A 12245-nucleotide genomic window follows, 5' to 3' on the forward strand; every position below is an offset into this window, starting at 1 on the left:
CGCGGTCGAGGCTCACCCGTGGCAACGTCTCGAACCGATTGCGCCGGTACGTCTTAGGTTGCTAGGGGGTAGGTGCGGTGTCCGACGTGCCGGGTCCGTTGCCGGAGGCTTTTGCCGTTGTGTCGTCGTGCTGTTCCTTGTACTGCCGTAATTGCATTCGCGTTGCCTGGTCGAGTGCGCGGTCCAGGCTGGCGTGGGCGCGTCGGCGGGCGACCCGACGCATCACGTCCACGAGGTCGGCTGCCCACGCCAGCTCGGCGTCGTCGCCGGGATACCAGCCCGTCCCGCGTTGTCGGACCACCTCGGCGTGGGCGGCACCGGACAACGCGCGGGCGGCCTCGTCGAGTGTGTGGTCGACCACCGCGTTGGTCGCCAGGATGCCCGACAACGGCATGCCGCGGGAGACCAGCTTGGCGAAGTCGTCGACGAGGCCACCATCGCGGACGAGGTATGAATGCCCGTCCTCGGCGGGTTCGATGATGTCGTCGGCGATCAGCTGCCTCACCGTCCCGTCCGGAAGCTCCCCCAGTCTGGCTTCGAGTTGCGCCCGGGTCATCGTGAGGGATTTCGCCCGCGAGAAGGGCTCGGTCACCAGTCCACCGAGGTCGTCGAGGTCGAGCACCTCGACCAGCCCCTGCCCGCGCTGAACCCCGGTGATGAACTTCAAGATGTGCTTGACGGTGAAGCCTTGCCCCAGCAACCGGATGACCGCCTGCAGACGGGTGAGGTGCTCGTCGGTGTAGATCGCGGTGCGGCCGCGGCGCTGGGGTCGGGGCAGTAGACCGCTGTCCAGGTAGACGCGCACGTTGCGGGTCGTGGTCCCCGCCTCCCGTGCGAGGTCGTCGATCCGGTACTCGGTCATGTTCGCATGTTAGGCGGTCAACACCGGTGCACCGTTGAGTTGGGTCGCGGTGATCTTGTAGTCCGCCAAGTCCAGCGTCTTGAGCTGGTTGACGTATTGGGTGGCGAAACCGGGAAACATGGTGGCGTTGAAGCCGTCCTCGGTGAGGTACCAGCTTTGGCATCCGGAGTTCCACGTGGTCGACTGCAGCCTGCGCTGCATGTCGTCGTTGTAGCGGGCCTGCGCGTCGGGGCGGACGTCGAGTGCGGTCCACCCGAACCGGAGCAGCTTCGTGATCGCCCCGGTGATGTAGTCGATCTGGGCTTCCATGTAGACCAGCGCCGAGCTGTGGCCGGGGCCGGAATTCGGTCCAAAGGTGAAGAACAGGTTGGGATATCCCGACACGGCGACGCTGCGGTAGGCGTACGCGCCCTTGCTCCATTCCGAGGCCAGGTCTCGGCCGTCGATGCCCGAGATCGGGAACGGCGTGCCGGCCTTGGACACCTCGAAACCGGTGGCGAACACGATGGCGTCGAATTGGTGCTCGATGCCCTCGACGGTGCGAATTCCCCTCGCCGACAAGCGGGCGATCGGCCAGGTGACGAGTTTGCAGTTGTCCGCCTGCAACGCCGGGTAGTAATTGCTCGTCATGAGTAGCCGCTTGCACCCCGCCGAGAAGTCCGGTGTCAGTTGCCGGCGCAGCCACGGATCCTTGACCTGGCGGCGCAGATTGGCCTTGCTGAGCGCTTCCACCACGCGGGTGAACGGGCTGTCCCACACCACGCCGAGGGCCACTGATTCGTGACCCCAGAACCACGCCCCCCGTACGGCTTTCTCCGCCACGGGCGACTTCGCGTAGAGCCGCTTGGTCCAGTCGGACGTACGGCCGTTGACTCGTGGCAGCACCCAACCCGGCGTGCGTTGAAACACCTTCACCGACTCGGCGGTCTCGACCAGTTTGGGGACGATCTGCACCGCGCTGGCACCGGTGCCGATGACGGCGACCTTCTTGCCGCTGAAGTCGTAGTCGTGATCCCAACGGGCACTGTGGATCTTCTTGCCCTCGAACACGTCGACGCCGTCGATGTCGGGCAGGCTGGGATTGGCCAGCGGACCGGAGGCCACGATTACGGTGCGCGCGCGTACCGGCTCGCGGCCCTGGAGCTCTACCGTCCATTCCCCCTCAGCCTGGTCGTAGACCAACCCGGTGACGGTGTGATCGAAACGGATGCGGGGGGCCAGCCCGGCAGATTCGACCATCTCGTCGATGTAGCCGAGAATCTCGGCGCTGCCCGAGTAGGTCCGGGACCACCGGGGGTTGGGCGCAAAGCTGTAGGAGTAGAGCCGCGACGGGATGTCGCATGCCGCACCGGGATAGGTGTTGTCCCGCCAGGTGCCGCCGACGCGGGTGTCGCGTTCGAAGAGGGCGAAGTTGGCGACCCCCTGCTCCTTCAGCCGGATCGCGGCGCCGATGCCCGCGAACCCGGCGCCGATGATGGCGACGTCGAGGCTCATGCGACCGGCTCGTAGGTGAGCTCTTCGGTCCACGTCGGGGTGTAACGCACCAGCGGCATCGGGATGGCGCCCGTGACCTTCACCAGCGAGTCCGCCAACCAGTGGTACTTCGAACTACGGTCGATGACCTTCTTGCTGTGCCAGGAGATGAAGCGATACATGGGCACCCGGTGCACGAACTCGCTTCGCTCGCCGACACTGCGGAACCGACGCATGGCCTGGTACAGCTTCTCCTCGTCGACGCCCATGTCGACGATGTTGTCGCGCATCTTGTTCAGCAGCGGGAAGTAGCTCAGGGTGCCGATGAGAAGTGCTGGGTTCATCCAGCTGCCGACGAACTCCACGGCCAGTTTGCGCACGGTCGCATGGCCCAAGATGTCCATCACCTCGAAATCGACTGCCAAATGGCGGGATTCGTCGGAATTGATCCGCTTGAAGACTTCCTGGGCCACCGGGTCCTTGACCTCGTCGGTGATGAACTTGATCAGCGCACCGTCCAGCGCCACCTCGAGCATCGGGATGACCGTACCCAGGATCGACAGCGACATGCCGTCGGAGAACTTGTCCAGCCACGTGATGACCAGCTGCACGTTGACACTCGGCGGTGGGATCTCGTCGTCCTCCAACATCCCCCAGCGGCGCATCAGAGCCAGTTCGGCGTTGGCGTGCTTCTGTTCTTCTGCGTGAAAGTGCTCGTAGATGCTCTTGAGCGTCGGGGTGGGGGCCTTCTTGGCCAGCGCGGCGAACCCGCGGGCGCCGACGTTCTCGATCCACATCAGGTCGGTGATGAACGGTTTGAGCTTGGCCCACAGTTCGTCGTCGATGAGCTCGGCACCCGGTGCGTCCCAATCGATGTCGACCAAGGCCCACTGCTTGTCCTTGATCTTCTGCAGCATGTTGTCCATATCCATCGCCATGAGCGAGTCCCTTCAGGTGGTGCGGTTCGATGAGTGAGTCGGGGCGGTTCGATCAGCTGGGAAGCACGCGGCCGAGCAGTCCGGCGCCGCGAACGTAGAGGGCGGGAAAATGGCGCTTGAGGTGCCAGATGACGGTGGCGTCGAGCTGCGGAACGACGTAGAGCCGGCCACGATCGTGGGCGTCGAGGGTGCGCACGGCGACGTCGTCGGCCGACAGCCCGGTGAGCCGGGCCAGCTGCTGGCTCAAATTCATCGAGGCCGGGGTGATGCGGCCGTCGGTGAAGACGTTGGTCTTCACGAAGGTCGGGCACAGCACCGTGATTGCAACGCCGGTGCCCGCCAGTTCCGCAGACAGGGTCTCCGACAGCGACATCACGGCGGCCTTGGAGACGTTGTAGGCGGCCATCGACGGGGCGGCTGCGAAGCCGGCAGCTGAGGCCACGTTGATGATGCCGCCGCGTCCAGCCTCGCGCAGCATCGGCGTGAACAGTTCGCAGCCGTACACCACGCCCCACAGGTTGATGCCCAGCGCCCAGTCCCAGTCGTCGAATCCGATGTCGCCGACCGGTTTTCCGCCGATCCCGACGCCGGCGTTGTTGATCACCAGCGTCGGCGGCCCGTCGAATATCTGCTGCGCCTGTTTGGCCAGCAGTTCGACCGCGGCGCGGTCGGACACGTCGCACTGCACGGCGTGCCCGGTCCCACTGGGCAGCGCCTCGATCAGCGCGACTGTCTCCGCAGCCCGTTCCAGGTTGATGTCGGCGCATACGATCTGGCCTCCCCGCCGGGCCAGTTCGAGTGCGAACGCGCGTCCGATACCGCTTCCCGCGCCTGTGATCACCGCATTGGCAGCGGTGGTGCGCCTCGGGCCACGCCACGTAATGAGCGCGGTGCCAATTCCGAGCATCAGGCCATCTCCCGAAGTTCATCGGCCCGGTGTGGACCGCCGGCTAGGTGTTCGGCGAGGAAGGCGGCCGTTCGTTGCAGCGCCGCGGTCGCCTCCGGCGCCACTCTTGGTAGCGCCTGGAAGACGTGCACCATGCCCGGCCAGACCTCCAAACTGCTTCGGCCGCCGGACTTCTGGAGCTCGGCGTGCAGGTATCGCGCGTCGGCGCTGAGCATCTCGAACCCACCGACCTGGATCAGCATTGGCGGTAGCAGGCGGGCGTCGGCGAAGCTCAGCCGCAGCCGCACGTGCAGCGGGTCCTGGCCACGGGTGTAGAGCCCGATCATCTTGGCTGCCGCGTCAGCCGACATCGCCGGGTCGCGTCGGGTCTTCTCCTGCTGCTTGGCCAGTGCCATGGTCAGGTCGATCAGCGGGGAGAACAGGGCCACCGCGGCGGGCTGAAATGCGGCGTCGTGGGCGTGGGCGAGCAACATGTCGCAGGTGAGGTGTCCGCCCGCGGAATCCGCCCCGACCACGACGTCGGATCCGCGGTACCCCTGCTCGAGCAGCCACCGGTAGCCGGCTTCGACGTCCTCGGCGGCGGTCGGAAAGCGATGCCTCGGCGCCAATCGGTAGTCGATGACGAAGAACGGCAGCCCCGTCGCCTCCGACAGCCTGGCGACGAGCTTGCGATGGGTGGCGGTGGAGCAGAGCACGAAGGCACTTCCGTGTACGTAGAAGCCTGCCCGCGAACCGAACTCGACCCCGGGCCCCAGGACCCATTCCCCGCGTACCCGTGGCGTGCGGACCGGGATGACCGTCGTTCCGGCCGGCAGGGAACCACCGGCGGCCATGATGGTGGCGATCAGCCCGCGCCCGAACCAGACGCCCGGTTCATTGGCGGGAATCACGCTCGTCAGGCACCCCAGCGTCCAGCGCGTCAGCGTCGCCGACGCCACGGCACGCAAGGTGGTGCGATGCGGCACCTCGGTGGTCGTCACCCCACTAGACGACCACCAATGGTGACATTTGTCAATGTCACACTTTGTACTGTGGACATTGTGACCGCCGGTCGCAATGGTCCGATCGGCTTCGCGCGCCCGATGGCCTATTCACGCGCGGTGAACTGCCGTCGATAGGCCGACGGGCTCAAGCCGGTATGCCGTTTCATCAGGCCACGCACATTCGCCGACGTGCCAAGTCCACTCAGGTGGGCGATACCGTCGAGGGGCAAGTCGGTGGTCTCGAGAAGCCGGCGGCAGTGCTGAATACGTTGCATCGTAAGCCATTTCAACGGCGTGGTGCCGAGTTCGTCGCGAAAGCGACGGTGCAGTGTCGTGGTCCCGACGTTGGCGTGTGCACACAATTCGCGAATGCCCAGCGGTTCATCGAGTCGTTCAGTTGCCTAGCGCAGAGTTGCGGCGAGCGGCACCGTCGTCGCCTCGGGCAAGGGGCGTTCGACGAACTGCGTCTGACCGCCGTCGCGGAACGTGCTGAACACGAGGCGACGACTGACGTGGTTGGCGATCTCGGCACCCCAGTCCTTGCGGACCACGTGCAGTGCCAAGTCCAGCGCAGCCGAACTGCCCGCCGAGGTGAGGATGTCGTCATCGTCGACGAACAGGACGTCGGGTTCGACCCGAACGTCCGGGTGACGTCTGGAGAAGTCCTCGGTGAGCAGCCAGTGCACGGCCGCGCGCCGGCCGGTGAGGAGACCGGCCTCGGCCAGGGTGTAGGCGCCGGTGCACAAGCCGATGAGCCGCGCACCGCGTCGGTGGGCTCGTCGTATCGCCTCGATCACCGAAGGGCGACTGCTCGAATCGACGTCGGGTCGGTTCGGTACGATGATGGTGTCCGCGCGGTCGAGGGACGCGATGTCCTCGGCACCCGTCAGGCTGAATAGGCCGTCCCTCATCGGAACCGAGCCGGCAGGCGACGCGATCCACGCCCGATACGGCTCGAATCCGAGTTGAGGGCGGCGCCGAGCCCCGAACACTTCGATGGCGCAGCTCATCTCGAAGGGATTCGACCCTTCGTCGACCAGCAACGCGACCGCGTGCGGCCGACGACGCCGTGTCGAGGCGGCGTAGGAATCTTGCGACATGCAGCATTCCTACCACTTCCACGGTCGGTCGGTTCGGCCATAGCGTCGAGTGATGAATCAGCGCATCACCCTTGCCGATGAACTCGAGACGCTCACCGAACACTGGTCCCAACGTGTGGTGGCGGAAGCCAACGGCAACCTGTTCAAGGTTGCGAAGGGGATCGGCTCCACGAACTGGCACCATCACGACGACCAGGACGAGACGTTCCTGCTCGTCGACGGGAGTCTCGACGTGCATCTGCGCGACCGCGTGGTGTCGCTGCGTCCAGGCGACCTGTTCGTGGTGCCCCGAGGGGTCGAGCATCGACCGGTGGCCACGACGGAGGCGCGCTTCTTGATCGTCGGTCCGTCGGTCACGTCGAACGCCGCCGGCGGCAAACCCGACTGGAGCGGGCGCCACCTCGACGCCCGCTGATCGGCGCACGCCAATTCTAAGGGTGGTCAACGCCCTGGAGGTCGATGATCATCGCGACGTGGCAAGCGACGATGACACCTGGGTGAGTGCGTTCCTGACTTTCACCGACGACGACTACGACGCCGGACTCACGCTATGGAACGAGCTCACCGGATACTCGTTGTCCGTCGACGGCGGCTTCCTCAGTGCCCGACGGCTGAACTCAGGGCCTAGCGGCGTGCACCTCGGTGTACACGTCCCGGATGTCGGAACCGCCGTCGGCGAGGTCCGACGGCTGGGTGGCAGCATCGACGAAGGCGATGAGCGACTAGTGGGCCGATCCCCAGGCGGCCTTCCGTTTCAACTCGTCGATGATCGGAAGCCCGACACGTCCGCGCCGAGCCAATGGCCCGGCGCACATACGAGTATGGTCGACCAGATCTCGATCGACATTCCGCAGGAGCACTGGAACAGTGAGTCGACCTTCTGGAGCACCCTGACCGGGTGGGAGACGCAGACGATTCCGGGGCTGGACGAGTACGCCTTCCTCATTCGTCCACCCGGTGCTCCCCTGCGGATCATTTTGCAGAGGCTCGGCGAACCCACCGGTTCGGTACGCGCGCACATCGACTGGGCTGTGTCGGATCGCGCTGCCGAGACCGAAAGACACGTCGCCGCGGGTGCGCGGGTTCTTCAGGTGAACCCGATCTGGACCGTGCTCGACGGCGTCCTCACGTACTGCGTGACCGACCGTAATCCGGCGACGGGCCTGCACTACGAGAAGTGAGTCTTGCTCGACCGCGTGGGGTTCAGAGCGCCGCGAGGCGCCGGACCCGGTTGTCGAATGCTTGGCGCGACACCGGTAAATCGGCGGCCATTACCTCGAAACCGTGTGGGCAACCGGCGAAGACGTGCAATTCGGTGGGCACGCCAGCCGCGAGCAGGCGGCGGGCGTAGTCGATGTCTTCGTCGCGGAAGACGTCCAAGTCGCCGACGTCGATGTAGGCCGGCGGCAGACCAGCCAGGTCCGCCGCGCGTGCTGGCGCAGCGTACGGGGAGACGTCACTGCCGCCAGCAGCGTCGCCGAGCAGCGCTCCCCAGCCCGTGACGTTGTCCTCGTAGTTCCACACCAGGAACTCCCGCGGAAGTTGTGGGTCGGGTACCACGGTGCGGTCGTCCAGCATGGGGTAGATCAGCAGTTGCAGCGCGAGCCGGGGGCCGTTGCGATCCCTGGCGAGCAGCGCGACACCTGCCGCGAGGCCGCCGCCCGCGCTGTCGCCACCGACCGCAAGGCGCGTCGGGTCGACGTTCAGCTCGGCGGCGTGCGCTTCGAGCCATTGCAGCGCGGCGTAACAATCCTCCACCGGAGTGGGGTGGGGATGTTCGGGAGCCACCCGATAGTCCACCACCAGGGCCGGCACTCTCGACCGCGAAACGTATTGCCGGACAACGATGTCGTACACCGGAGCCGTCGGCTCGAGGCCGACGATCATCCCGCCGCCGTGAAGGTAGAGCAGCGCCGCGCTCGCACCCCCGTCCTCGACGGGCCGGTACCACGTCAGCGGTAGCACCGTCCCGTCGGACGCGGTGAGGTCGTACCGGCTCACCTCGACGTCGGTAGGAGCCTCCATCGACGATGCCAGGGCGGTGAACATCGCCGCGGTGTTGTCCCGACGCGTGGCGACGTCTCCCACTGCGGGCTCGGGGGCAGAACCGGGGGGCGGCGCTGCAGCCATCAGGATATTGGCGATCTCGGTGAGTGGACTCAAGGGCACGACACGACACTAACCCCGTGCGCGCTCGGCGGTCCGACCAGGCGGGAAAATACCTACTGCAGAGCGGTTTTGAGCGACCCGCGCGCCGCGGGGTAATCCGTCACGCAGACTGCGGTACCGGTGGGCAATCGTGAAAGTGCAGACAGACCGTAGTGCCGTCGAGACGGCCATTGACGGTGATGTCATCGGCAAGGGTGCGCATCAGCAACAGGCCACGGCCGCGGGACGATTGCGGCAGCGGAGGCTGATCCTCCACCCAACTGCCGTGATCGGTGATGCAGATTTGAACGGTGTGGGTAGGTGCGTCGTGGGTAGCCTGCAGCGTCACCGTTCCGTGGTGGTCATGGTCGCGGTAGGCGTGGTCGGCGCTGTTGGCCAGTGCTTCATAGGCGGCCAGGACGACGTCGGCGTGTCGTCGCCGGTCGAGATGCAGGCGCTCGGCCAGCCACCGACGAAGGGTGTCGGCGAGGTCGCTCACCGTTTGAGGGTTGGCTGTCCCGGTGCCGGTGAGGTCGCCGGTGCAGATCGGATGAGTCGGGTGAGTGACGACCATGGTTGTGCTCATACCCGTTGACGAGGCGTTTTATATATCGCCTCGCCGTCGTAGGTGAGAATGCGCCACTCAGGTGACCGACGGTGCGTCCAGGAGGGCGTTCTCGATGACTTCGGTGAGCGCTGGGTGTGCCCAGTAGGGGCGGTGTGCGAGATCCGCTGCAGGGATACCGAATTCGATGGCGACGACGAATACCTGGATGAGGGTGGCAGCCTGAGGCCCGATGACGTGCGCGCCCAGGATGAGTCCAGTCGTCGCATCGACGAGTACCTTGCAGAACCCGTCGTCATCTTGCATGGCCCACCCGTAGGCCACCTCCGAATACGCCGCACGCCCCACACGGTATTCGTCCTTGCGATCGCGACACTCGCGTTCGGTGCGGCCCACCGACGCCATCTGTGGCGACGCGAACACCGCCGAGGGGACTTCGGCATCGCCGATGGTGCGTAAGCGTTCTGGGTGCAGGAGGTTGTGGGACACCACCTCGGCTTCGCGGTTGGCCACGTGCTTGAGTGGGACTCCCTCGCTCACGTCACCGAGGGCGAATACGCCGTCTGCGCTGGTGCGGCACGATCGGTCCACCACGATGTGGCCGTCGTCGTCGACGTCGACGCCCGCCGAGGCCAGGTTCAGCCGGTCGCCGTTGGGCGTGCGACCCACGGCGACCAGGAGTACGTCGGCCTCTACGGTGCTTCCGTCGGTCAGCAGGAGCTGAAGGTCACCTGCCGATCCCCGCAAGCTGCTCAACTCGGTACCGAGCCGCAGATCGTGCCGTCCACGCATCAGCGTGGTGAACGTCGAACGGACGTCGTCGTCCTGCGGGCCGCCCAACAGCATGTCCGCGGCGTCGACGATGGTGATCTGACTCCCCGCGGCGGCGAACACGTGGGCCAGTTCGGCGGCGATGTAACCCCCACCCAGCACCGCCAGCCGGCGCGGCACGGCGTCGATGCGCATGATCGTGTCCGACGTCTCGTATGGCAAACCCGACTTCACCACCGCTGCGGGTACCGTCGGGCGGCCGCCGGCGGCGACGACGACGCGATCGGCGGTGACTTCCTCCACCTTGCCCTCGGCGTCGGTGACGGTGAATCGGCGCGGTCCCGTGAACGTGGCGTGACCGTCGTAGTAGGTGATGTTCTCCGACTCCTGCCGTCCCGTACGCCCGTCGTCGGAGGCGGCATCGGTGCGGGAGAACACCCGGTCGCGAACATCCCTCCACCGCAAGCCTTCTAAGGTGGCGTCGACGTCGAACTGCTGGGCCGCGTCGACCGCGTCGACGACCTCAGCGGTGAACGCCAACATCTTCGACGGGATGCAACCGTAGTTCAGACACGTACCGCCGGCGCGACGCTGTTCCACCAACGCGATGCTCCACTCGGCCATCTCGTCGGTGATGACGCTGTTGCCGGAGCCAGCGCCGATAACGGCCAGATCAAAATGCGTCATGAGCCTTACTTCCCAGCAAAGGGACAAGGCTAAACCTGCGGCCGTCAAGGAAGCATCGGTCGCTTGGTCGGTCACGGAGTGGGCATCCCACCGTTGACGTGCAGCGTCTCTCCCACGACGAAACTGGACTCCGCCGATGCCAAGAACACGTACGCGGGGGCCAATTCGGCGGGTTGGCCCCACCGTCCCAGCGGAGTCTGTCCGCCCACCTCGGGAAGTTGCTCGGTGGGTTGGCCGCCCGCGGTTTGCAACGGCGTCCACACCGGTCCGGGCGCCACGACGTTGACCCGGATGCCTCGGTCGGCGACCTGCTGAGACAGTCCCTTCAAGAAGGTGTTGATGGACGCCTTCGTCATGGCGTAGTGGATGAGGTGCGGCGACGGTGCATAGGCCTGGATGGACGAGGAACCGATGATGGTCGACCCGGGCGGCAGGTGTGGGATCGCTGCCTTGACGATCCAAAACATGGCATAGACGTTGGTCTTGACGGTGGCGTCGAACTCCTCGTCACTGATGTCCTCGATGCGTTCGACGAATTGTTGTTTCCCAGCGTTGACCACGACGGCATCCAAACCACCGAGACCGTCGACCGCGGTCTGGACCATGGATCGGCAATGAGCGGCGTCGGTGACGTCGCCGGGAATCTTGACCACCTTCTGGCCGGCGGCGGTGACGAGTTTCGCGACGGCATCAGCGTCGGATTCCTCCTCGGCCAGGTAGGAGATCGCGACGTCGGCACCCTCGCGGGCGTAGGCGATTGCGGTGGCTGCACCGATTCCAGAATCGCCTCCGGTGATGAGTGCCTTGCGGCCTCGCAAGCGCCCCGACCCACGGTAGGTGTCGGCCCCGAGGTCGGCGGGGTCACGTAGACCCGAATCCAGTCCGGCTCCTGGCTGACTCACCTCTTGGGGCGCGAAGTCGGCATACATCTGACTGGGGTCGCGAAACGTGTACTGATCGCTCATCTTGACTCCTTGGTGTGCACGGCTCGTCGAATCCGTGGCGGTCACGACGAGGCTGGGATCGTCGACCCGTGATGACCCTGCACTGCCGATTCCGAACCTCACCCCGCGCGCCACCGATTAGGCAATACCACTCCAATAATGAGGCCCGTTCGTAATAGTTTGCGCGACAACGCTATCGGCCAAAGCCCTCCCGCATTGTCTGCGCGAGGAGATGAAGGTCACGCGGCGTCGCCGCCTGGGTAACGCCGCCGTGCGTGTGCCCGCGGCGCTCCAGGTGACGAACCCACCCGTGTCAGAAGTGCACCGACCATCGTCGATCCCCATGTGCAACAATATGATCCGATAAGGGATCGGTTCTTGGCCCGGCTGATCGTTCGGCGTCGATCATCCCGGGTCTCTTGGTGATGGTGCCCAGCGCCCTGCAAAGACCGACCGGGTACGCACGCTTCCTGGCAACGTCACGATACGGCGAGGACGGTCCCTTGCCTACGTGAATTCATAGGTTGCCGATCAATGGCAAACCGCACCGGCGGGTCTAGGCGATCACCGATTCGGGCTAACTGCACCCCAGCCCGATCACACGCGGGTCACCTGAAGAATTGGAGCCCCGCAGTGAGAATGTCTCAGTCCGTTGCCGGCGCAGCGATGTTCGGCGGACTTTCGGTCGGCATCATGGGAGAAGCCGGATCGGCCTCCGCCGAACCGATGCCGCCGCCGCCCCCCTACGCCCCTCCGCGGCCCGTCGACCCGATCTGGGCTGACGGAAACCCGCAGATCTGGGACCGGGGTTGGAACCACTGGGGAGTGTGGCTGAACGGCGTCTTCGTTCCCACGTTCTGACGGCCG

14 protein-coding genes are annotated in these 12245 nt (G+C 65.7%); 3 read left to right on the top strand and 11 right to left on the bottom strand.

Features of this window, described 5'->3' with window-relative positions; translation table 11 throughout:
* Positions 1–61: 61 nt before the first annotated feature.
* The 7 genes from H7K45_RS08380 to H7K45_RS08405 form a co-directional block, all read right to left on the bottom strand.
* Complete coding sequence (locus tag H7K45_RS08380) at positions 62–862, bottom strand: MerR family transcriptional regulator (protein ID WP_263995326.1); 801 nt, start codon at positions 860–862, stop codon at positions 62–64.
* A gap of 9 nt (positions 863–871) precedes the next feature.
* Positions 872–2356 (bottom strand): flavin-containing monooxygenase, encoded by a 1485-nt coding sequence (locus H7K45_RS08385; protein ID WP_263995328.1) that lies wholly within the window; start codon positions 2354–2356, stop codon positions 872–874.
* Complete coding sequence (locus H7K45_RS08390) at positions 2353–3273, bottom strand: ferritin-like domain-containing protein (RefSeq protein ID WP_263995329.1); 921 nt, start codon at positions 3271–3273, stop codon at positions 2353–2355. Before H7K45_RS08390 ends, H7K45_RS08385 begins: the two co-directional genes overlap by 4 nt.
* A gap of 52 nt (positions 3274–3325) precedes the next feature.
* Entirely contained in the window at positions 3326–4180 is an 855-nt protein-coding gene (locus H7K45_RS08395) for an SDR family NAD(P)-dependent oxidoreductase (protein ID WP_263995330.1), read from the bottom strand.
* Positions 4180–5160 carry an alpha/beta hydrolase gene (locus H7K45_RS08400; RefSeq protein WP_263995331.1) on the bottom strand — a complete coding sequence of 327 codons (981 nt, stop codon included), beginning with the start codon at positions 5158–5160 and terminating at the stop codon, positions 4180–4182. The genes H7K45_RS08395 and H7K45_RS08400 overlap by 1 nt, the downstream gene beginning before the upstream one ends.
* 107 nt (positions 5161–5267) lie before the next feature.
* Positions 5268–5525: a helix-turn-helix domain-containing protein gene (locus H7K45_RS31465; protein WP_308206391.1), complete on the bottom strand. Its 258-nt coding sequence runs from the start codon at positions 5523–5525 to the stop codon at positions 5268–5270.
* Between the two features lie 39 nt (positions 5526–5564).
* On the bottom strand, positions 5565–6263 hold the full coding sequence (locus H7K45_RS08405) for a GlxA family transcriptional regulator (RefSeq protein ID WP_263995332.1): 699 nt from the start codon (positions 6261–6263) through the stop codon (positions 5565–5567).
* Between the two features lie 52 nt (positions 6264–6315).
* Between H7K45_RS08405 and H7K45_RS08410 the strand changes: the two genes are divergently transcribed.
* The gene (locus H7K45_RS08410; protein WP_263995333.1) at positions 6316–6678 is read left to right on the top strand and encodes a cupin domain-containing protein; all 363 of its coding nucleotides are present in this window, start codon (positions 6316–6318) and stop codon (positions 6676–6678) included.
* Positions 6679–6736: 58 nt separating this feature from the next.
* Positions 6737–7444, top strand: a complete 708-nt coding sequence (locus tag H7K45_RS31470) for a VOC family protein (RefSeq protein ID WP_263995334.1) — start codon at positions 6737–6739, stop codon at positions 7442–7444.
* A gap of 22 nt (positions 7445–7466) precedes the next feature.
* On the opposite strand, the gene H7K45_RS08420 is transcribed toward H7K45_RS31470, so the two are convergent.
* The 4 genes from H7K45_RS08420 to H7K45_RS08435 form a co-directional block, all read right to left on the bottom strand.
* Positions 7467–8432 carry an alpha/beta hydrolase gene (locus H7K45_RS08420; RefSeq protein WP_263995335.1) on the bottom strand — a complete coding sequence of 322 codons (966 nt, stop codon included), beginning with the start codon at positions 8430–8432 and terminating at the stop codon, positions 7467–7469.
* A 100-nt stretch (positions 8433–8532) separates the two neighbouring features.
* Positions 8533–8997 carry an ATP-binding protein gene (locus tag H7K45_RS08425; protein WP_308206392.1) on the bottom strand — a complete coding sequence of 155 codons (465 nt, stop codon included), beginning with the start codon at positions 8995–8997 and terminating at the stop codon, positions 8533–8535.
* Positions 8998–9054: 57 nt separating this feature from the next.
* A complete protein-coding gene (locus H7K45_RS08430; RefSeq protein WP_263995337.1) occupies positions 9055–10434 on the bottom strand; it encodes a mycothione reductase in 1380 nt (459 codons plus the stop codon).
* Positions 10435–10505: 71 nt separating this feature from the next.
* A complete protein-coding gene (locus tag H7K45_RS08435; RefSeq protein ID WP_263995338.1) occupies positions 10506–11399 on the bottom strand; it encodes an SDR family oxidoreductase in 894 nt (297 codons plus the stop codon).
* 618 nt (positions 11400–12017) lie between these two features.
* On the opposite strand from H7K45_RS08435, the gene H7K45_RS08440 reads away from it, so the two are divergent.
* Positions 12018–12239: a hypothetical protein gene (locus H7K45_RS08440; protein ID WP_276069716.1), complete on the top strand. Its 222-nt coding sequence runs from the start codon at positions 12018–12020 to the stop codon at positions 12237–12239.
* The last annotated feature ends 6 nt before the right edge of the window (positions 12240–12245 follow it).

Source organism: Mycobacterium yunnanensis, assembly GCF_025823185.1.
GTDB lineage: Bacteria > Actinomycetota > Actinomycetes > Mycobacteriales > Mycobacteriaceae > Mycobacterium > Mycobacterium yunnanensis.

Bases quoted from the DNA above. Each gene is read 5' to 3' on its own strand.
- H7K45_RS08385 (WP_263995328.1), bottom strand. From the start codon at position 2,356: ATGAGCCTCGACGTCGCCATCATCGGCGCCGGGTTCGCGGGCATCGGC.
- H7K45_RS08435 (WP_263995338.1), bottom strand. From the start codon at position 11,399: ATGAGCGATCAGTACACGTTTCGCGACCCCAGTCAGATGTATGCCGAC.
- H7K45_RS08425 (WP_308206392.1), bottom strand. From the start codon at position 8,997: ATGAGCACAACCATGGTCGTCACTCACCCGACTCATCCGATCTGCACC.
- H7K45_RS08430 (WP_263995337.1), bottom strand. From the start codon at position 10,434: ATGACGCATTTTGATCTGGCCGTTATCGGCGCTGGCTCCGGCAACAGC.
- H7K45_RS08410 (WP_263995333.1), top strand. From the start codon at position 6,316: ATGAATCAGCGCATCACCCTTGCCGATGAACTCGAGACGCTCACCGAA.
- H7K45_RS08380 (WP_263995326.1), bottom strand. From the start codon at position 862: ATGACCGAGTACCGGATCGACGACCTCGCACGGGAGGCGGGGACCACG.
- H7K45_RS08395 (WP_263995330.1), bottom strand. From the start codon at position 4,180: ATGCTCGGAATTGGCACCGCGCTCATTACGTGGCGTGGCCCGAGGCGC.
- H7K45_RS08405 (WP_263995332.1), bottom strand. From the start codon at position 6,263: ATGTCGCAAGATTCCTACGCCGCCTCGACACGGCGTCGTCGGCCGCAC.
- H7K45_RS08440 (WP_276069716.1), top strand. From the start codon at position 12,018: ATGTCTCAGTCCGTTGCCGGCGCAGCGATGTTCGGCGGACTTTCGGTC.
- H7K45_RS08390 (WP_263995329.1), bottom strand. From the start codon at position 3,273: ATGGCGATGGATATGGACAACATGCTGCAGAAGATCAAGGACAAGCAG.